Consider the following 19619-nt stretch of genomic DNA (forward strand, 5'->3'; position numbering starts at 1 on the left):
AGCAGATGCGCGCGGTCGCCCTGGGTGGGGGTCACGGTCTGCACGCCACGCTGACGGCGTTGCGGCGGCTCACCGACGACGTCACGGCGGTGGTCACGGTCGCCGACGACGGCGGGTCCTCGGGCAGGCTGCGACGGGAACTGGGCCTGCTGCCGCCCGGCGACCTGCGGAAGGCGCTGGGCGCGCTCGCCGCGGCGGACGACGGCGCGCGGTGGGCCGAGGTGTTCCAGCACCGGTTCGGCGGCAGCGGCGCGCTGACCGGCCACGCGGTCGGCAACCTGCTCCTGGCGGGTCTGTTCGAGGTGCTCGGCGACCCGGTGGCCGGGCTCGACGAGGCGGCCCGGCTCCTCGGCGTCTCCGGCCGTGTGCTGCCGATGTCGACCGACCCGCTCGACATCGAGGCCGAGGTGACCGGCCTCGAACCCGACGGTGCGGTCAGCCGCATCCGCGGGCAGGTCGCCGTCGCCAGCACCCCGGGGCAGGTCCGGCGGATCACGCTGCACAGCGTGGTGCCCGCCGGTGACACGGGCACCGGCGCCGCCGTGAAGCCGCCGCAGGCGTGTCGAGAGGCCGTCGACGCCGTGCTGTCGGCCGACGTGGTGTTCCTCGGCCCCGGCTCGTGGTTCACGAGCGTGCTGCCGCACCTGCTCGTGCCGGAACTGCACGACGCGCTCGTGAAGACGACGGCGACGAAGATCGTCATACTGAACCTCGTGCCGCAGCCGGGAGAGACGGCGGGCTTCTCACCCGAACAGCACCTGGACGTACTCTTCCAGCACGCTCCTCGGCTCGGGGTGGACGCCGTGATCGCCGACAGCGATTCGGTGCCGACGCCGGCGCGGCTGCGCTCGGCGGCCGCGGAGCTGGGCGGGCGTGCACATCTGGCGTCGATCGCCACCCCGGGTGTGGTGGGGCGGCACGACCCGGATGCGCTGGCTGGTTGTGTGCGAGACGCGCTCGGTGCGACGAGCGCGAAGGAGGGGCTCTCATGGCGATGACCGCTGCGGTCAAGGACGAACTCAGCCGGCTCGAGCTGACGAAGGTGAGCCCACGGCGGTCCGAGGTGGCGGCCATGCTGCGGTTCGCCGGTGGCCTGCACATCGTGGCGGGCCGGGTCGTGGTCGAGGCGGAACTGGACACCGGTTCGGTGGCCCGGCGGCTCCGGAAAGAGGTCCACGAGCTGTACGGCCACCAGGCCGAGGTTCACATGATCACCTCGGGCGGGCTGCGCAAGGGCAACCGCTACGTGGTGCGCGTGGTCAAGGACGGCGAGGGGCTCGCGCGGCAGACCGGCCTGATCGACCAGCGCGGCCGTCCGGTGCGCGGACTGCCCGCGCCCGTGGTGTCCGGCGGGATCGCCGACGCCGAGGCGGCCTGGCGCGGCGCGTTCCTGGCGCACGGATCGCTGACCGAACCGGGGCGGTCGTCGTCACTGGAGGTGACGTGCCCGGGCCCGGAGGCGGCGCTGGCGCTCGTCGGTGCGGCCCGCAGGCTCGGCATCCAGGCCAAGTCGCGCGAGGTGCGGGGAGCCGACCGGGTCGTGGTCCGCGACGGTGACGCCATCGGCGCGCTGCTCACGCGGCTGGGTGCGCACTCGAGCGTGCTGGCGTGGGAGGAGCGGCGCATGCGCCGCGAGGTTCGCGCCACGGCGAACCGGCTCGCCAACTTCGACGACGCCAACCTGCGCCGGTCGGCGCGGGCCGCCGTGGCGGCCGCGGCCAGGGTCGAACGGGCGATGGAGATCCTGGGCGAGGACGCGCCGGACCACCTGCTGACCGCGGGCAGGCTGCGGGTGTCGAACCGGCAGGCCTCGCTCGAGGAGCTCGGGCAGCTCTCCGATCCGCCGATGACGAAGGACGCCGTCGCAGGCCGGATCCGCAGGCTGCTCGCCATGGCGGATAAGAAGGCCGCCGATCTGGGTATGCCCGACACGGAGTCCGCCGTGACCGCGGAGATGCTCGACGAGGAAGTGTGAACGCGCGCCGTTGCCCGTGGGCTGCGGCGGCCGGTATCTCGTAACGTAGCGGTGGCACGGCCGGGTCCCGGCTGGAAACGCAGCACCCTGACGCTCGAGGGCGAACGGTTCGGACCTCGCCTCCGGAGACCGGCCGGCGGCAGGTCACGATCGTTGGACGAAAGGGGGCAGCACGTGCACGCGACCAGGACAGGAACCGACGGCACCGAACTCGCCGTCTCGCCCGAGATCGGAACGTGGCTCGAACACCGGTCGGGCCACGCGGACGCCTGGACCGCCGCGGAGCTCGTGGCCGCCAAACGGGGACGCACCGTGAGCGTCGTGATCCCCGCCAGGGACGAGGCGGAGACGGTCGGCGAGATCGTGCGGACGATCCGCACCACGCTCATGGAGGCCGCCCCGCTCGTCGACGAGCTCCTCGTCGTCGACTCGGACTCGCAGGACACGACCGCCGCGGTCGCCGCCGAGGCCGGCGCCGACGTGGTGGCCCAGGACGACGTACTGCCCGCGCTGCCGCGTCACCGGGGCAAGGGCGAGGCGCTGTGGAAGGGCCTCGCGGCCACGCGCGGCGATCTGGTCGTGTTCGTCGACGGCGACCTCTACGACTTCACCGCCGCCTACGTGACCGGTCTGCTCGGCCCCCTGCTCACCCGGCAGGGCGTCGACTACGTGAAGGGCTTCTACCACCGGCCGCTCGCGGAGGACGGACACCGGGAGGCCGACGGCGGGGGGCGCGTCACCGAACTCGTCGCGCGGCCGTTGCTGAACATGTTCTGGCCCCAGCTGTCCGGGTTCGTCCAGCCCCTGGCGGGCGAGTACGCAGGCAGGCGCGAGGTGCTGGAGGCCATCCCGTTCGTGACGCACTACGGCGTCGAGGTCGGCCACCTCATCGACCTGGTCGAGTGGCGGGGCCTCGACGCGCTCGCCCAGATCGACCTGGGCGAACGCACCCACCGGCACCAGACCACGCAGGCCCTCGGCCGCATGTCCGCGCAGATCATCCTGACGATCCTGGACAGACTGGAACGCTACGACAGGATGTCGCTGTCCGTGCCGCCCGCGACCCTGCTGGCCCAGTTCCAGCGCGCCGTGACCGGGCCCGGCACCGGTGTGGAACGCGACCTGGTGCTGACCGACCTGACCCTCGAGGAACGCGACCCCCTCGCGCGGGTGCCCCGCGACACGGGTCGAAGCCTGCGGCGGACGGCCTGACCCGCGGCGTGCGCGTGTCGCCGGCAGTCGGGGTGCGAGGGCCTACCGATCGGCGGTGACGCGCCGGCACCGGGGGTCTGCGTGGGATACACGGGCGGGGTTGCTAGCTTCCTGGCGTGCCTGCTCCCGCGCAGTTGAAGCGCCGCGCTCTCGACGTCGGCCGCAACCACTGGCTGTTCCTCGTGGTGTTCGTGGCCGGGTTCGGCCTGCGCGCCGCCGCCTGGTTCGCGTACCCGCCCGCGTTGTTGTACGGCGACTCGTTCCGCTATCTCGACAACGTCGGCACCCACAACCCGACGGGCCTGCACCCGATCGGCTACGACCTGTTCGTCCTCGAACCGGTGTTGGCCGTCGGTGGGCTCGGGCTCGTGTCGTTCTTGCAGCACGTCGCCGGGCTGGCGTGCGGTGTCGCGCTCTACGCGCTGGCCCGCAGGCTGGGGGTGCGCCGGAACTGGCTGGCCGCGCTAGCGGCGGCGCCGGTCCTGCTCGACGCCTACGAGGTGCAGATCGAGCAGATGATCATGTCCGACGTCTGGTTCCAGGTCATCCTGGTCGCGCTGCTGTGGCTGCTGCTCGGTACGAAACGCGGGGGGCAGCCGCCGGTGTGGGCGACCGCTGTGGCCGGTGTGCTGTTCGGCGTCGCCGTGATCTTCCGGATGGTCGCGCTGCCACTCGCGCTGCCCGCAGTCGTGTTCCTGCTCATCGCGGGCGGTGTCTGGCGGCGCTGGGGCACGTGGGCCGCCTGGCGCACGATCCTCGTGCGGGTCGCGGCGCTCGCGCTGCCGCTGGCGCTCATGGTCGTCGGGTACGGCGCCTACTACGCGAGCTGGTCGGGTCACTTCGCGCTGAGCCCGTCGACCGGCAACGTTCTCTACGCCCGTGGCGCCGTGGTGGCCGACTGTCAGAACCTGGAGTTGTCGGAGCGGCTGGAACCGGCGTGCCCCGACGAGCCGCTGGGCGAGCGGCTCGGCAGCGACCAGTACGCGCACATGGGCGCGAACGCCGAGTGGCGCGCCCAGTGGCCCGAGGGCACGAACCTCGTCGCGATCCAGCAGGACTTCGGCAAGGAGGTCATCCGGCAGCAGCCGTTCGACGTGGCCGTCGCGATCATGACGGACTTCCTCAAGGGGTTCCGGGGCTGGCGCGTCGACACCCCGGGTGACGTGTCGGTGCAGCGCTGGCACTTCCAGCCGACGTACCAGTTCTACAACCACGAGGAGCTCAGCCGCGAGTACGCGCTCCGCTACAGCGGCGAGGAGCCTGAGTCCCGGCCGACGCTGGGCACGGCGCTGCGCTGGTACCAGCTGTTCGGGGGCTTCACCCCGGGCAACGTGCTCGGCGTGGCGCTGCTGCTGGCGCTGGCCGCAGGTCTGGGAATCACCCGCAAGGCGCGGGCGAGCGGCCTGCGGGCGGCGATGCTCCTGCCGGCGGGAATGGCACTGGTGTCACTCGGTGGTGCCGCGGCCTTCGAGTTCTCGTGGCGCTACCAGCTGCCCGGCATCACGTTGCTGCCCCTCGCGGGGGTCCTCGCCCTGACGGCGCTGTTGTGGCGCCGGAACCAGCGGGACGCGCAGCCCGCCGGGACGCCCGCGCCCACCCCGTACGACGATGCCCCGGGCCACGGTGGTCCCGGGGACGGGCTTCCCACCGGCAACGGCGGCGTCGCCGGGGGCAATGGCGTCCCGGCCAACGGCGTCTCGGGTAACGGCGTCTCGGGCGGGAACGGTTCCGGACCGCACGCGCCGGCCGAGGTGGGCGGTTCTGCGGACCGGATCCGCGAGGACGTGACGACGAACGGCGGTTCCCCGGACTCCGGGGGTGAATCCGTGGCCTCCGGTGGCGACCGCCCGGACCCGCCCGGCCCCGACCGCTCCTCGCCGGTCGGGTAGACGGCGCGGTCTCACCCCGACACAGTGAGTGACCGGCCGCACGGTTCCCCGCCCGGAACCGTGCGGCCCCGCTGCCTTAACCTCACACCGTGCGAGCTGACGAGACGACCGCCGACCCCGACGAGGGGCTCGCGCGCCGGCTGAAGGCGCTCGCGTGTACCGCGCCGCTGCACGATCTCGACGCGCGCAAGTCCAAGCTCGACTGGGCGGACGCGACCGTGTACCAGATGGCCGAGATCGGACTCCACACGATCGACCAGGTCACGATCGCCATGGATTTCGACACGGGCGCCGACCACCACCAGGTCGCGCACCGGTTGTTGCCGTTCGTCGCCGCCCAGGCGCCGGACCGCACCACCGACGAGCACACGCGGGTGGCGCGCTGGGTGCTCGACAACCTGATCAACGTCGGTACCACCGACCGCGGATTCCGCCGGGTCTACGGCGCGGTCGACGCCGACGGGAGGTACCGCAGGCGGGCGTTCGACTTCAAGCTCCTCGTCGAGCTCGCCGCGCCGGACGGCGAGGTGTATCTCCGGGCGACCGACGAGGCGATCAACGTGCTCGTCGGCGCACTGGACACCGACGTCGAGTCGGCGCACATCGCCGCCGAGGTCAAACTCGAGAACCTGATCACGCGCGGCAGGCTGGCCGACGCGAAGCTCGCCGCCGAACAGGCGCGGTACCGGACGGTGCAGTACGGGGAGATCCTGCGCGCCAGGCTCGACGCGACGCGGCGTGACGTGCGGTCGGTCGACTGGGAACGCGAACTGCCCGAGCTGCTCGACTCCGCGCTGACCCACATCGAATCCCGGTTCCGCGCGGAAACGGCCATCCTGAAGAACATCACCGCGGCCAGGGACGAGGCGGAGGACCCCGACCACAAGCGCAGGGCCGCCGAACTGGTCGACATCGTGGGCGACTGCATTCGCAGGCACACGCAGCTCCAGAACCGGTTGCAGGCGGCGGGCGCGGTGTTCCGCGCCGAGCAGGACCGCCAGCAGTTCTCCGGGCCGCCCCAGCGCGCGGCGATCGACGTGTTCGGACAGCTGCTCACGCCGACCCTGGACCTGCCTCTGTCCGGCGCGCTCGCGCCCGTCGAGGCCTACTTCCGCGCCGGCGCCGGCACCAGCGTGCCGAGCGTGCCGGCCCTGCCGTCGCTGGTGTCGCTGCTGCTGCGGCCCGCCCCGGAACGCGAACACGTCGTGGGTGAGGTGCCGGACCCCGAGCTGCAGCCCGCCGAGGACACCGACGCGTTCACCGACGAACAGTGGCGGCAGGCCGACGCGCTGCTGGACCTGCCGGAGGTGCCGCGGCGGCTGTCGGGTCTGCTCGAGGAGGCCCGCGCGGCCGATCCGGCCGTCGCCCGGCTCGTCGCCCTGCGCGCCGTATATGCGTACGGCCCGGAGGTCGGCGGTGCGCTGCGGCAGGCCCAGCGCGCGGTGCTGCTCGCCGTCGACGACGGCACCCGGTTGGACGATCCCGAGATCGGCGGTGCCGACCTGCTGCTGATGTCGGCACTCGTCGACGGCGACGCGGACGACGGCGGCGAACCGGACGGGCCCGGCGACGACAGTCCCGGGGCCGACGGGGCCGACGGAGTCGACGCCGCGCGGGACGGCACGGACGTGGAGCGCGAGCCCGGGTTGTTCGACGACAGCGACGCGATCGAGGAGGCTGCTCTGTGAGCACGGGACATGCGTCGGCCGACGCCGAGGCGGCGGCGCGGCTGCTCGCGTTCGGCATGCGGCCCAAGCTCGTGCCCGGACGGGACGTGGTGTACGCCGACCTCGTGCGCCGCTACGGCGAGGACAGCGCGTTCAAGCAACTCACCCATTCCGTCGCCGCCGGTCTGGGACTGATGGTGCTCGAGGTGAACGCGCAGGCCGGGGCCGTGCTGGCCGCCACGGACGAGTCGGTCTTCGAGATCAAGATGGACAGCTACGCGCGGCAGTCGAAGATCCGAGAACGGCGTGACACCGAGAAGGTGCTGCACGGGCTCATCCACCTGGCCACGGCCGCGCTCGGCTACCCGCGGCCCGACGACCTCGCCAACGACACCTACATCGGCCGGGTGAGCGTCGAACAGGTGGACGGCGTCGTGCGGGAGGCGTGCCGCATCCTCGACGAGCGTGCCGCCACGAACACCGACCCGCTTGCCGACGCGCCCGAACTGGAGCAGGCGTGGCGGGCGTACGCGCGCAGGCCCGCGGCCGCGGCGACCAAGGACGGCAGGCTCGCTCCCGACACCACGCGCGGCATGGTGACCAGGGCGCTACGGTTCCTGGCCGAGCAGGGATTCCTCGTCCCGGTGAGTTCCGAGCAGGGCGGAACGTACCGGACGACGCCGCGTTACCAGGTGCAGGTGCGCGAGCTGGCGGCCGACGCCGCGTTCGACGAGCTGCTCGCGCTCGGCGTCGTCTCGGTGCCGGGTGAGGGGTCGACGCTGCGGGCGTCGGCCACCGACACGCTGTAGGGGAGTGGATGTACGAGCTGTCGCGGGTGCGCCTGCACTCGGTCGGTCCCAGCGGTGCGCGGTACCAGGACGTCGTGCTGGACTTCTCCGGCGTCGGCGATGTCGTGTCCGCGCCGACGCAGGATGCGCTGTTCGGCGCAGGGGTCCACCACGCCGAGAACGGACCGCCGCGTCGTCCGGCGCCCGCGAGCGTGCTGTTCCTCGAGAACGGCGGCGGGAAGTCGGTGTTGATCAAGCTGATCTTCTCGGTGATGCTGCCGGGTCGCAGGCAGGTCGTCGGCACGACCAACACACGTGTGCTGGAGAAGTTCGTCGGTGGGAAGGACGTCGCCCACGTGGTGCTCGAGTGGCAGCACGTCGAGACCGGGCAGCGGCTGATCACCGGCAAGGTCTCCGAATGGCGTGGGCACGTGGCCTCGTCGGATCCCGCGAACCTCGTCGACTCCTGGTACTGCTTCCGCCCCGGCGCGGACGTCGGACTCGAGTCGCTGCCGCTGACCGCCGACGGCAAACTGTTGACGATGTCCGGTTTCCACGACCGGATGACGGCGTTGCACGGTGACGTGCCGGAACTGCAGCTGTTCTGGACCCGCAGGCACCACGAGTGGACCGAGCGCCTCGACGAGCTCGGCCTGGACACGGAGCTGTTCCGCTACCAGCGCGCCATGAACGCGGGCGAGGGCGAGGCGGCGGACGCGTTCGCGTTCAACACCGACGAGGCCTTCGTGGAGTTCCTGCTTCGCGCCGTGATCACCGAGGACGAGCCGAGGGATCTCGCCGACGTCCTGGCCACCTACGCCGACAATCTCGCTCAGCGCGGCGAGTTGATGACCGAACGCGACTTCGTGGCCGGTGCGCTGGACGCGCTCACCCCACTGATCGACGAGGAGAAGCTCGCGGCGGCCGCGCGCAAGCTCGCCGACGCCGCGCGCGCCGAGCTCGAGACCCTCGCCGGCGAGGTGGCGGGCCGTAACGCCGCGGAGTCCGAACGGCTCGAGACGCTGACCGCGCACGTGCAGGAGGTCGCCGACGCGGAGCGTCTCGCCGAGGGCGATCACCGGCGTAAGCAGGCCGTGCTCACCGAACTGCGCAGGCAGGTGGCCGCGATGCTGCGGGACCAGGCGCAGGCCGAGTCTGAACGCATCGACGCCGAGCTGGCGGAGGCGAAGACCCTCGCCGAGGCGTGGCGGGAGACCGGGACCGTCCTGACCCAGCTGGGCGCCACCCGGAAGGCCGCCGACATCCGCGAACTCGTCGGCAGCCGGGAGGAGAAGGCGCGGCCCGCGCTGGAGGCGAAGAACGCCGCCGCGACGGCGCTGGCGCGCGGCCTGCTCGGGCTGGCGCAGGAGGCGCAGGAGCAGGCCGACGAGGCGGACCGGCAGGCGACGGAGCTGCAGGCCGAGGCGGAGGAGGCGCAGCGGGAACGCGACGAGGCGACGTCGGCCGCTGCGAACCGTCGTGCCGAGGCCGACGGGCTCGACGCACGACTGGAGGAGGTGCGGGCGGAGATCACCCGCACCACCGCCGACGGACTGCTGAGCCACGGGGCGGACGTGGCCGAGGCGGCACGGACGGCGGTCGCCGAGGGGGAGGAAGCGACCGCCGAACTCTCCCGCAGAGAGGCCGAGCTGGAGCGGGTCGCCGAGGAACTCGGAGCCGCCCAGACCGCGGCCCACGAGGGTCAGCGCGAGGCGGCAGGCGCACGGGACCGCGCCCAGCGCGCGGCCGAGGAGCTCACGCGTGCACACCGCCGTACCGACGCGCTCGCCGCCGAGCCGCGGCTGGCCGAACTGCTCGGCACCGACACGGTCACGTTGGAGACCGATACGCCCGCGGTGCTGGAGCGGCTCGCCGAGGCTCGTGGGGAGGCGGAACGCGAGCAGACGACCCTGCGGATGGAGGAGTCGCGGGACGAACGTGCGCTGGGGGCGCTCGGTTCGGGTGGTCTGCTGCCCGCGCCCGAGGAGCTGCAGGCCGCGCTGGAGGTGCTCGAGCAGGCGGGCATCACGGCGTGGTCCGGCTGGCGTTACCTGTCGACGTTGGATCCGTCGACGCGGGCCGATGCCGTGCGACGGGCGCCGCAGCTCGTGTCGGGGGTGCTGGTGAACGACCCGGCGCAGCTCGACAGGGCCGAGGAGGTCCTCACCGAGCACCGACTGCTGCCCGGTGCGGCGATCGCCGTCGGCACCACCGCGGCGCTGGCCGACCGTGACCTGGGTGAGGCGCCCGGCGTGGCGTTCCTCGTGCCGCCGAACCCGGCGATGTACGACGAGGACGCCGCCGACGCCGAACGCGAGGCCATCAGCAGGCGCCAGCACGACCGGCAGCGCAGGCTCGCCGAGCTGGAGGAGTCGATCGGCCACGACGCCGCCCTGACGTGGAAGCTCACGGCCTGGCGCGAGGACTACCCGCCCGGCAGCATCGCCGTCCTGGCCGAGCGTGCCCAGGAGGCCGAGACCGCGCGGGAGGCGGCCGAACAGCACGCCGACGAGGCGGAACGCACCGCTGCGCGGCTGACCGAGAAGCGGGACGGGCTGCGGGAGCGGATTCCGGCGCTGCGGGCGGAGGCCCGCCGGGCCGAGGACGTCGCCCGCACGCTCGAGGACCTCGCGGGCAGGGCCGGCCGGATGCCGCAGTGGACCGAGGAGGCGCAGCGCGCCAGGGAGACGGCCGCGCTGGCGGAGCAGCGGTCGGAGGACGCCGCGGCGCGGGCAGCCCGGCTGCGGGACCAGGTGGCCGAACACCGGCGCACGGCCGACGGCCGCCGGCGCACCGCGACCACGGCGCGCGGCGAGCTGGCCGAGGTGCCCGGCGGCGGGGCGGTGTCGGCCGACGAGCCGGTACCCGACGAACCGGTGGACGCGCTGCGGCGGGCGTTCACGTCGGCGTCCGAGGCCTACGCGAGGGTCGAGGTGGGCGGTGACCTGCGGGCCGAGCTGGAGCAGGCCGAGGCGGCCGAGTCGGCGGCCAGGGCGGCGCTGGAGAACCTCGACGAGGACGTGCGGCTGCGCGCGGCCGAACTGCTCGACACCCCCGACGGCTCCGACTCGTCGGCCCGTGCGGCCGCCCAGGCGCGAGCGGTGCGGGCCGTGGAGACCCTCGAGGCGGAACGCACCGAGGTGATCGGCCGGCTCGCCACCCGCACGGCCGAGCTCGAACAACTGCCGTCGCCGTCGGGGCCGGTGGACAGCACGGAACGGCCGCGCGACGTCGACCACGGCCGGGAACTCATCGAGGAGGCCGCCGACCAGGTGTCGGCCGCCGCCCGGGAATGGGAGGAGCTGCGGGAGCGGTACGCGGCCGCACAGGCCTCCCTCGACACGGCGAAGCAGAGCGCCTCGGGGTTCCGGTTGCTGGCCGAGACGCTGGCGGCACATGTGCCGTCCGGCGAACCGCCGCGGACGTTCGACGGTGACGTGGAGGAGGCCCAGGCCAGAGCCACCGAGCTGACCGGACGGCTCACGTCTGCGCAGCAGCAGGTCGACGAGGCGGCGACACGTGTGCGCGCCGCCGCCGACACACTGGCCCAGTACGCCACCGAGAAGCGGTTCGAGCAGCTGGACACGCCGGTGCGGCAGCAGGTCGTGTCGGTCCGCCGCGACCGCCTCCCCGAACACGCCGAGGAGTGGGCCGACGCGCTGCGGCCGCGGCTGCGGACGCTCACCGACGACCTGGCGCAGATCGACCGCCACCGCTCCGGCATCGTCACCCGACTGCAGAGCATGGTCGAAGGCGCGATCCGCACGCTGCGCTCGGCACAGCGCGTCTCTCGGCTGCCGGACGGCCTCGGCGACTGGTCCGGGCAGGATTTCCTCCGCATCCGTTTCACCGAGCTCGACGACACCGACCTGGCCACGGCCCTCGGCGAGGTCGTCGACGAGGCAGCTGTCGGCAAGACCGCCGACGGCCGGGACGTGAAACGCGACGGGTTGTCGCTGCTGCTGCGCGGGGTGCGTGCCGCCGTGCCGAAGGGCTTCCGGGTGGACATGCTCAAACCGGACTCCGTGCTCCGCACCGAGCGTCAGCGCGTGTCGGAGATCCGGGACGTGTTCTCCGGCGGTCAGCAGCTCACCGCGGCGATCATCCTGTACTGCACCCTCGCGGCACTGCGGGCCAACAACCGCGGCCGGATGCGGAACCCACATTCGGGCGTGCTGTTCCTCGACAATCCGATCGGCCGCGCCTCGGCCGGGTATCTGCTCGAACTGCAGCGTGCCGTCGCGAGTGCCCTGGGTGTGCAGCTGGTCTACACGACCGGGCTGTTCGATGCGGGCGCACTGGCGGAGTTCCCGCTGATCGTGCGGCTCCGCAACGACGCCGACCTGCGTGCGGGTCGCAAGTATCTGTCGGTCGACGCCACGATGAAGAAACAACTCGACGAGCTCCCCGAACCGGACGGCACGGCCCGGCTGACGTCCACCCGCGTGTACACGAAATCGGCTGCGGGCTGACGCAGTGCCCCGCGAGACGCCGGTTTCGGTCGGGGTCGCCGCTGGACACGGTGTGTGACCCCCGGCGGACCTGACCGGGCGATGTGACGTGGGCGATCGTGAACGATTTCTGCAAGGTTCAAGGTGCGCCACGTCTCGTGCGGGGTATCCGGGTGGGGACTGGTCGCCGCGCTAGGGTGTGGGCGTCCCAACGATGTGCAAGCCGGCCGTAGGTGCCGGGTCGAGAACACTGTGAGGAGAGAGCAGACGTGACGGTTCGCGTAGGCGTCAACGGCTTCGGCCGGATCGGCCGCAACTTCTTCCGTGCCGCGGCGGCCAGCGGCCATGACATCGAGGTCGTCGCGTTCAACGATCTCGGCGACGTCTCCACGATGGCCCACCTGCTCAAGTACGACAGCGTGCTCGGCCGTTACCCGGAAGAGGTCACCACGTCCGACGAGGGCATCGTCGTCGGCGGCAAGACGATCAAGGCGCTCGCCGAGCGCGACCCGGCGAAGCTGCCGTGGGGCGAGCTGGGTGTCGACGTGGTCGTCGAATCCACCGGCTTCTTCACCAACGCCGACGACGCCAAGGCCCACCTCGCGGGCGGTGCCAAGAAGGTCCTGGTGTCGGCCCCGGCCAAGGGTGAGGACCTGACGGTCGTGCTGGGTGTCAACGACGGCCAGTACGACGGTTCGCAGACCATCATCTCGAACGCGTCCTGCACCACGAACTGCCTCGGCCCGCTCGCCAAGGTGCTGAACGACAGCTTCGGCATCGAGCAGGGCCTGATGACCACGGTCCACGCCTACACGGCCGACCAGAACCTGCAGGACGGCCCGCACAAGGACCTGCGCCGTGCCCGCGCCGCCGCGCTGAACATCGTGCCGACGGGCACGGGCGCCGCGAAGGCCATCGGCCTCGTCCTGCCGGAGCTCAACGGCAAGCTCGACGGCTACGCGCTGCGCGTGCCGGTGCCGACCGGTTCGTCGACGGACCTCACGGTCACGCTGTCGAAGAGCGCCAGCGTCGAGGCCATCAACGAGGCCTACCAGGCGGCGGCCGCGGGCCCGCTGCAGGGCATCCTGCGCTACAGCGACGAGCCGATCGTCTCCTCCGACATCGTCACCGACCCGGCGTCCTGCATCTACGACGCGCCGCTGACGAAGGTGATCGGCAACCAGGTCAAGGTCATCGGCTGGTACGACAACGAGTGGGGCTACTCCAGCCGCCTCGCCGACGCCGTGAACCTCATCGGCTCGAAGCTGTCCTGAGCCATGGCGGTCAAGTCACTCGACGATCTGGTAGCCGACGGGGGAGTCGCGGGGCGGCACGTGTTGGTCCGGTCGGACCTGAACGTGCCGCTCGACGGCGCCACCATCACCGACGACGGCCGGGTTCGTGCCGCCCTGCCGACCATCCGCCGCCTCGCCGAGGCGGGCGCGCGAGTGGTCGTCACCGCGCACCTGGGCAGGCCCAAGGGCGCACCCGACGACACGTACTCGCTCCGTCCCGTCGCCGCGCGCCTCGGTGAACTCCTCGGCAGCGACGTCCCGCTCGCCGGCGACGTCGTGGGGCGCGAGGCACGCGACGTCACGGCGAGCCTGGCCGACGGCCAGGTCGCCATGGTGGAGAACGTCCGGTTCGACCCCCGGGAGACGAGCAAGGACGCCGACGAACGCGCCGCACTGGCCCGCGAGCTGGCCTCGCTGGTCGGCTCCGGCGCCGCCTTCGTGTCCGACGGTTTCGGCGTGGTGCACCGCAAGCAGGCGTCCGTCTACGACGTCGCCCGCGAGCTGCCCGCCTACGCGGGTGGGCTCGTGCTCTCCGAGCTCGAGGTGCTGCGCACCCTGACCGGTGACCCGCAGCGGCCGTACGCCGTGGTGCTGGGCGGTTCGAAGGTCTCCGACAAGCTCGCCGTCATCGAGGCGCTGCTGCCGAAGGTCGACCGGCTGCTGGTCGGCGGCGGCATGTGCTTCACGTTCCTCGCCGCGCAGGGCCAGGGGGTCGGCGGCTCCCTGCTCGAGGCGGACATGGTCGACACGTGCAAGCGGCTGCTGGCCGAGGCGGGCGACAAGCTCATGCTGCCGGTCGACGTCGTCGCCGCGGACGCATTCTCCGCCGACGCCGCCACCCGCACGGTCGCGGCGGGCGAGATCGAGGACGGCTGGATGGGCCTCGACATCGGCCCGGAGTCGGTGCGCCGGTTCGCCGACGCCGTCGGCTCGGCGAAGACCGTGTTCTGGAACGGCCCGATGGGTGTGTTCGAGATGGCACCGTTCGCGGGCGGTACCCGCGGCGTGGCGCAGGCCGTCGCCGACGGCGACGCCTTCAGCGTCGTCGGCGGCGGCGACTCGGCGGCCGCGGTGCGGCAGCTCGGACTGCCCGAGGACGGGTTCTCGCACATCTCCACCGGCGGCGGAGCCTCGTTGGAGTACCTGGAAGGCAAGGACCTGCCCGGCGTGGCGGTCTTGAGCGAGTGACCTGCAGGCTCGGCGCGCCCTGGGGCGTACCGAGGGCACTTGCCGTACGGCACGTGCCCTCGGTACACATCCCCGAGAAGTCCCATTCCCCGTCCGACTCGTGATCCGTGAGGTGCAGGCGTGACCCGCAAGCCGCTCGTAGCCGGCAACTGGAAGATGAATCTGAACCACCTCGAGGCCATCGCCCTGGTGCAGAAGATCGCCTTCTCGCTGCCGGAGAAGTACTACTCGAAGGTGGACGTGGCGGTCATTCCGCCGTTCACCGACATCCGCAGCGTGCAGACGCTCGTCGACGGCGACAAGCTGCTGCTCACCTACGGCGCGCAGGACGTGTCGCAGCACGCGTCCGGCGCCTACACCGGTGAGGTGTCGGCGTCGATGCTCGCCAAGCTCGGCTGCACCTACGCGGTGATCGGCCACTCGGAGCGGCGCGAGCACCACGACGAGAGCGACGAGGTCGTCAACAAGAAGGTGCGAGCCGCGCTCAAGAACGAGCTGACTCCGATCCTGTGCGTCGGTGAGCCGCTCGAGGTCCGGGAGGCCGGTGACCACATCACGCACACCACCACGCAGCTCATCGAAGGCCTGAAGGGGCTGAAGAGCGAGCAGGTGGCCGACATCGTGGTCGCGTACGAGCCGGTGTGGGCGATCGGCACGGGCCGGGTCGCGACGCCCGCGGACGCGGAAGAGGTGTGCGCCGCGCTGCGCAGCGCACTGGCCGAGAAGTACGGTGCCGACCTCGCCGCCGGAGTGCGCGTCCTCTACGGTGGCTCGGTGAAGTCGGGCAACATCGCGGAGCTCATCGGCTGTGAGAACGTGGACGGTGCGCTCGTCGGCGGCGCCAGTCTCGACGGCGATGAATTCACGAAACTCTGCGCGATGGCCGCTGGAGGCCCGCTACCCTGACCGCGTGTGGCACCCGCTACTCTGGGTGCCCTCGCCACCCGCAGTAGACAGAGGATGACATGCAACTGTTCCTGCAAATCTTGTTGGTCGTGACCAGCGTTCTGCTGATCATCGCGGTGCTGCTGCACCGTGGCCGCGGTGGGGGACTGTCGTCCTTGTTCGGTGGCGGGATGCAGGCCAGCCTGGCCGGCTCGAGCCGGGCCGAGTCGAACCTCGACAAGGTCACGATCGGGCTCGCCGCAGTCTGGCTCATCGCGATCATCGGGCTCGGCCTGCTCCTCAAACTCTGATCGGTCGCGTGCCGCGGGGCACGCCGGGTTACTGGTGGGTGAGGTTTGATGGTTGGCGGTAACGCGATCCGGGGGACGCGCATCGGCGCGGCCGGTCCGTCGAGCGAATCCGAGCGCGGGGAGACCGCGCCGCGGAGCGTCGTGTCGTACTGGTGCGCCAACGGGCACGAGTCGCGGCTGTCGTTCGCGCTCGACGCCGAGATCCCGGACGAATGGGACTGTCCGAAATGCGGTCTGCCCGGTGGGCAGGACGTGCAGAACCCGCCGTCGGCGGGGCGGACGGAGCCGTTCAAGTCCCATCTCGAATACGTCAAGGAACGACGTAGCGACGAGGAGGGCGAAGCCCTGCTCGAGGAGGCACTGGAGAAGCTGCGCCAGCGCCGCGGCAGGGCCTGAACGGGCACCGCGCACGCACGTCGCTCCGGTCCTCCGGCAGTGAGTTCGTAACCGGGTTCGCCGGGTGACGGAGTGTTCCGTCACCCGGCGAACGCATGTCTGAGGGGCCGCCGGTCGTCAGGCTGTGGGGGTCTCCATCGGCTCGGCGTCCTCCGCCGTGTCGTCGACTGTGTTGACGGGATAGCGCGCGGTGACGCAGAAGCCACCGTCCGAGGTGGGTGCCGACTCGACCGTGCCGCCGAGCTTCCTGGCGCGCTCGGCCAGGCCCGTGAGGCCGTAGCCGCCCGATGGCAGGGGGCCACTGTCGGCCGCCCGTGCAGGGGGGTCGTTGCGGACCTCCACGTGCAGGGCTTCGTCGTCGGCCGAGACCGTGATCACCGTCGTCGCGCCCGGTGCGTGCTTGCGGACGTTGGTGAGCGACTCCTGCACCGTTCGGTACGCCGCCGCCGATACCTGGTCGGGTACGTGCGCGGGCAGCGTGTCGAGGTGGAGCTTCACCGGCACCTGACAGCCCTGCACGAGGTCGGGGATCTCGCAGACCTTGGGTGAGGGGCCGTCGTCGTCGACGGAGCCGGACCGGAGCAGGCCGACGAGGCCGCGAAGCTCTTCGAGCGTCTGCGTGCTCAGCTCACGGACGGTGCGTGCGGTACGTTCCGCCTCCCCGCCCGGCGCTGCCGCCGTGAGCACGCCTGCCTGCATCGCGATGAGCGTGATGTTGTGCGACACGACGTCGTGCATCTCTCTGGCCAGCCGGGTGCGTTCCTCGGCCCGCACCATCTCGGCGTGCAGTTTGCGTTCGCGGTCGCGGCTCGCGGCCAGTTCGGCCAGCCGGGTGGCCAGTTGCTGCCGCGCGCCGATGAGCAGTCCGATCGCCAGCGGCATCCCCGCCACGACCGTGCTGTAGATGACGTCGAGCGCGTGGAGCTGCCAGCTCAGGGCGACGAACTCGTCGAGGGGCCACAGGATGAAACGGCACATCCAGACCAGCCAGGCGCCGACCCAGACCTGCCAGTGGGTCTGCTTGCGGGTGGCCAGGAATCCGAGCGCCATCATGGCGGCGACCTGCGCCCAACCTGCCATGAACCCGGGCGTGGCGAGCAGCAGCACCGTGAAGGGGAACCAGCGGCGCAGCAGCAGGGCGCCGCAACTGAGGGCCGACAGATACACCGAGTACGTCGGTGCGTCGTCGGGAACTACGAGCCACACGTCCAGAACGGCGATCAGGAACACCGAGGCGTCGATGACGGTGCTCCGGACCCCGGTGCGGCTCCACAAGGTCGTCAGCGAGTTTCGGATGGCGGAGAACGCGAGGCGTACGCGGTGTGCCACGGAGCGCGGGCCCTGAAGCGAGACGTCAGGGAGAAACGTTCCCTCTGTGGTCATGGTCGAGACCTCTCGTCTTGTGGACCTCACCATGAGAGGACATTCTGCCCCGAAGTGTCTCCCTATTCGGGAAAAAGTGTGCGGATGTTAACGCACCGCGCATGAGATTTTCGTGTGATGCCACCTGCATGTGCAGGCGGCATCACACCTGTGGGTAGCGCTCCTACACGTGCTGTGACCAGGAGAGTCCTGCTGCGGCCTCGGTGTCGAGCAGCCACCGTGTCCGCTCGGTGCCGCGGGCACCCGCAACCGGCAGCGCGATCTCACCCGAGCCGCGGTGCGCCGCGGCGACCGCATCCGCCTTCGCAGCCCCCGCGGTCACCAGCCACACCTCGGTGGCCCGCCGGATCGCCGGGAAGGTCAACGACACCCGCGTCGGCGGCGGCTTGGGACAGTCCCGCACCGCGACCACCGACCGCTCGGTCTCGTGGGCCGCGGGCGTGTCGGGGAAGATCGAGGCGGTGTGGCCCTCACCGCCGAGGCCCAGGATCATCACGTCGAACGCCGGGACGTCACCGTCGGTGGCCGTGGCGGCCAGCACCCGGGCGTAGGCCGCCGCCGCGGCGTCGGGGTCGTCGCCGAACTCGCCGTCCGACGGCGCCATGGCGTGGACCCGGGCGCGGTCGACCGGTACGTGGTCGAGCAGCGCCTCCCGCGCCTGTCTCTCGTTGCGCTCCGGGTCGTCGGCCGGGACGAACCGGTCGTCGCCCCAGAACACGTCGAGCCGTGACCAGTCGACCGCGTCCCTGGCAGGGGAGTGGCGCACGTACTCGAGGATCGCGATACCCGTACCGCCACCGGTGAGCACCACCGACGCCGACCCACGGGCCGCCTGCGCATCGGCGAGGGCCGTGATCAGCCGTGCGGCGGTCGCCGCGGCCAGCACGTCGGCATCGGAGTGGACGACGACCTCGCCCGTCTGCGAGGTGGTGGTCATGTGCGGCCCTTCCCGGTCTTCGCGGCGCTCCGCTTCGCGGAGGACGTCTTCGACTTCGATGCCTTCGCCGTGGACGCCGTCGACTTCGACGACGTGGACTTGCCCGACGACCCGGACTTCGTCTTGGATCTCGAACCCGACTTCGAATCCGACGCCGACTTCGAATCCGAGGCCGACCGGGTGTCCGAGGACTTCTGTGCAGCCGACGTCGACGTCTCGGCGGCCGAGGACGAACCGCGGTTGCGGGCACCCGACAGCTTGGCCAGACCGTGCAGTGACGCCTCGTACACCGCGTCCGAATCGAGCCGCCGGAGCTCCTCGACCAGGCAGTCCCGGTTGTCGCGGCGGTGGAGGGCCACCTTCCGCGTCGGCTGGCCCGGCTGCGTGAGCGTGCCCGTACGCCCGTCGGGACGTTCGATCGACACGGGGCCCGACGGACGGTCCAGCGTCACCGACAGGATGCCTTGTGCCTCGGAGGTCCTGACCCGCTTCACCGGAACGTCCAGATACGCGGCCAGCCAGCCCGCGAGCAGCTCCGTCGACGGCGAATCGGCCTCGCCGGTGACCGTCGCGCCCGTCACCTGTTCGTACGGCGGCAGATCCAGCGCCCCGGCCAGCTGTGCCCGCCAGTGCGTCAGCCGGGTCCAGGCCATGTCGGTGTCACCCTCGGCGTAGGCCTTCGACCGGGCCAGCAGTGACCGGATCGGATTCTTCTCGGCCGCCGAATCGGTGATCCGCCGCTGGGCCAGCCTGCCGAGGGGATCCTTCAGCGGCGACTTGGGACCGTTGCTCGGCCACCACGTCACGATGGGCGCGTCGGGCAGCAGCAGCGGCACCACCGCGCTCTGCCCCTGATTCGCCAGCGGACCGTACAGCCGGAGCACGACGACCTCGCTCGCGCCCGCGTCACCGCCGACGCGGATCTGACCGTCGATGCGCGGCGCCGCCGTACGGACACCCTTCGCCACGACGATCACCCGCGACGGATGCTCGCGGCTCGCCTCGTTCGCCGCGTCGATCGCATCCTCGAGCTGCTCGTCGTCCTCCGCGACGATCACCAGCGTCAGGACCCGGCCCAGCGCGACCGCGCCGCCGCGTTCCCGCAGCTCGACCATTTTCTTGTTCAGCTGCGACGTCGTCGTCGACGGCAGATCGATGATCACGGGCGCCTCCAGTGTTGTGCGGGGCACCCGCACCCGGTCGGCCCCCCGCGATCGAGGATTACGCAAGGATGGATCACGG

Annotated in this window: 15 protein-coding genes; 12 read left to right on the top strand and 3 right to left on the bottom strand. The window is 71.7% G+C overall.

Going from position 1 to position 19619, the window contains the following annotated elements; translation table 11 throughout:
• Nucleotides 1-5: 5 nt before the first annotated feature.
• From FHS23_RS08600 to FHS23_RS08655, 12 genes are all read left to right on the top strand, one after another.
• A complete protein-coding gene (locus FHS23_RS08600) occupies nucleotides 6-998 on the top strand; it encodes a gluconeogenesis factor YvcK family protein (protein ID WP_183653647.1) in 993 nt (330 codons plus the stop codon).
• Nucleotides 989-1975 (top strand): DNA-binding protein WhiA, encoded by a 987-nt coding sequence (gene whiA, locus FHS23_RS08605; RefSeq protein ID WP_183651351.1) that lies wholly within the window; start codon nucleotides 989-991, stop codon nucleotides 1973-1975. Before FHS23_RS08600 ends, whiA begins: the two co-directional genes overlap by 10 nt.
• 174 nt (nucleotides 1976-2149) lie before the next feature.
• Nucleotides 2150-3187 carry a glucosyl-3-phosphoglycerate synthase gene (locus FHS23_RS08610; protein ID WP_183651354.1) on the top strand — a complete coding sequence of 346 codons (1038 nt, stop codon included), beginning with the start codon at nucleotides 2150-2152 and terminating at the stop codon, nucleotides 3185-3187.
• A gap of 116 nt (nucleotides 3188-3303) precedes the next feature.
• Entirely contained in the window at nucleotides 3304-5076 is a 1773-nt protein-coding gene (locus FHS23_RS08615) for a hypothetical protein (RefSeq protein ID WP_183651357.1), read from the top strand.
• A gap of 89 nt (nucleotides 5077-5165) precedes the next feature.
• Nucleotides 5166-6764, top strand: a complete 1599-nt coding sequence (locus FHS23_RS08620) for a hypothetical protein (protein WP_343053760.1) — start codon at nucleotides 5166-5168, stop codon at nucleotides 6762-6764.
• A gap of 56 nt (nucleotides 6765-6820) precedes the next feature.
• The gene (locus FHS23_RS08625; protein ID WP_221219350.1) at nucleotides 6821-7552 is read left to right on the top strand and encodes a hypothetical protein; all 732 of its coding nucleotides are present in this window, start codon (nucleotides 6821-6823) and stop codon (nucleotides 7550-7552) included.
• A gap of 8 nt (nucleotides 7553-7560) precedes the next feature.
• Nucleotides 7561-12003, top strand: a complete 4443-nt coding sequence (locus FHS23_RS08630; protein WP_183651363.1) for a hypothetical protein — start codon at nucleotides 7561-7563, stop codon at nucleotides 12001-12003.
• 248 nt (nucleotides 12004-12251) lie between these two features.
• Nucleotides 12252-13256, top strand: a complete 1005-nt coding sequence (gene gap / locus FHS23_RS08635; RefSeq protein ID WP_183651378.1) for a type I glyceraldehyde-3-phosphate dehydrogenase — start codon at nucleotides 12252-12254, stop codon at nucleotides 13254-13256.
• A 3-nt stretch (nucleotides 13257-13259) separates the two neighbouring features.
• Nucleotides 13260-14465 (top strand): phosphoglycerate kinase, encoded by a 1206-nt coding sequence (locus tag FHS23_RS08640; protein ID WP_183651381.1) that lies wholly within the window; start codon nucleotides 13260-13262, stop codon nucleotides 14463-14465.
• A gap of 120 nt (nucleotides 14466-14585) precedes the next feature.
• Nucleotides 14586-15371: a triose-phosphate isomerase gene (gene tpiA, locus FHS23_RS08645; RefSeq protein WP_183651384.1), complete on the top strand. Its 786-nt coding sequence runs from the start codon at nucleotides 14586-14588 to the stop codon at nucleotides 15369-15371.
• A 59-nt stretch (nucleotides 15372-15430) separates the two neighbouring features.
• Nucleotides 15431-15661: a preprotein translocase subunit SecG gene (gene secG, locus FHS23_RS08650; RefSeq protein WP_183651387.1), complete on the top strand. Its 231-nt coding sequence runs from the start codon at nucleotides 15431-15433 to the stop codon at nucleotides 15659-15661.
• A 48-nt stretch (nucleotides 15662-15709) separates the two neighbouring features.
• Nucleotides 15710-16057, top strand: a complete 348-nt coding sequence (locus FHS23_RS08655; RefSeq protein WP_183651390.1) for an RNA polymerase-binding protein RbpA — start codon at nucleotides 15710-15712, stop codon at nucleotides 16055-16057.
• 117 nt (nucleotides 16058-16174) lie between these two features.
• Here FHS23_RS08655 and FHS23_RS08660 read toward each other — a convergent pair whose 3' ends face one another.
• The 3 genes from FHS23_RS08660 to opcA all read right to left on the bottom strand — a co-directional run bounded on the left by FHS23_RS08660 (nucleotide 16175) and on the right by opcA (nucleotide 19540).
• The gene (locus FHS23_RS08660) at nucleotides 16175-17440 is read right to left on the bottom strand and encodes a sensor histidine kinase (RefSeq protein ID WP_183651393.1); all 1266 of its coding nucleotides are present in this window, start codon (nucleotides 17438-17440) and stop codon (nucleotides 16175-16177) included.
• Between the two features lie 163 nt (nucleotides 17441-17603).
• The gene (gene pgl / locus FHS23_RS08665) at nucleotides 17604-18377 is read right to left on the bottom strand and encodes a 6-phosphogluconolactonase (RefSeq protein WP_183651396.1); all 774 of its coding nucleotides are present in this window, start codon (nucleotides 18375-18377) and stop codon (nucleotides 17604-17606) included.
• On the bottom strand, nucleotides 18374-19540 hold the full coding sequence (opcA, locus tag FHS23_RS08670; RefSeq protein WP_183651401.1) for a glucose-6-phosphate dehydrogenase assembly protein OpcA: 1167 nt from the start codon (nucleotides 19538-19540) through the stop codon (nucleotides 18374-18376). The genes pgl and opcA overlap by 4 nt, the downstream gene beginning before the upstream one ends.
• Between the last annotated feature and the right edge of the window lie 79 nt (nucleotides 19541-19619).

The sequence above is a fragment of the Prauserella isguenensis genome (assembly GCF_014191605.1).
GTDB lineage: Bacteria > Actinomycetota > Actinomycetes > Mycobacteriales > Pseudonocardiaceae > Prauserella > Prauserella isguenensis.

What these genes read in the sequence shown, in the direction of transcription:
- FHS23_RS08600 (WP_183653647.1), top strand. Translation starts at nt 6, where the DNA reads ATGCGCGCGGTCGCCCTGGGTGGGGGTCACGGTCTGCACGCCACGCTG.
- whiA (WP_183651351.1), top strand. Translation starts at nt 989, where the DNA reads ATGGCGATGACCGCTGCGGTCAAGGACGAACTCAGCCGGCTCGAGCTG.
- FHS23_RS08625 (WP_221219350.1), top strand. Translation starts at nt 6,821, where the DNA reads ATGCGGCCCAAGCTCGTGCCCGGACGGGACGTGGTGTACGCCGACCTC.
- FHS23_RS08630 (WP_183651363.1), top strand. Translation starts at nt 7,561, where the DNA reads ATGTACGAGCTGTCGCGGGTGCGCCTGCACTCGGTCGGTCCCAGCGGT.
- FHS23_RS08640 (WP_183651381.1), top strand. Translation starts at nt 13,260, where the DNA reads ATGGCGGTCAAGTCACTCGACGATCTGGTAGCCGACGGGGGAGTCGCG.
- secG (WP_183651387.1), top strand. Translation starts at nt 15,431, where the DNA reads ATGCAACTGTTCCTGCAAATCTTGTTGGTCGTGACCAGCGTTCTGCTG.
- FHS23_RS08655 (WP_183651390.1), top strand. Translation starts at nt 15,710, where the DNA reads ATGGTTGGCGGTAACGCGATCCGGGGGACGCGCATCGGCGCGGCCGGT.
- FHS23_RS08660 (WP_183651393.1), bottom strand. Translation starts at nt 17,440, where the DNA reads ATGACCACAGAGGGAACGTTTCTCCCTGACGTCTCGCTTCAGGGCCCG.
- pgl (WP_183651396.1), bottom strand. Translation starts at nt 18,377, where the DNA reads ATGACCACCACCTCGCAGACGGGCGAGGTCGTCGTCCACTCCGATGCC.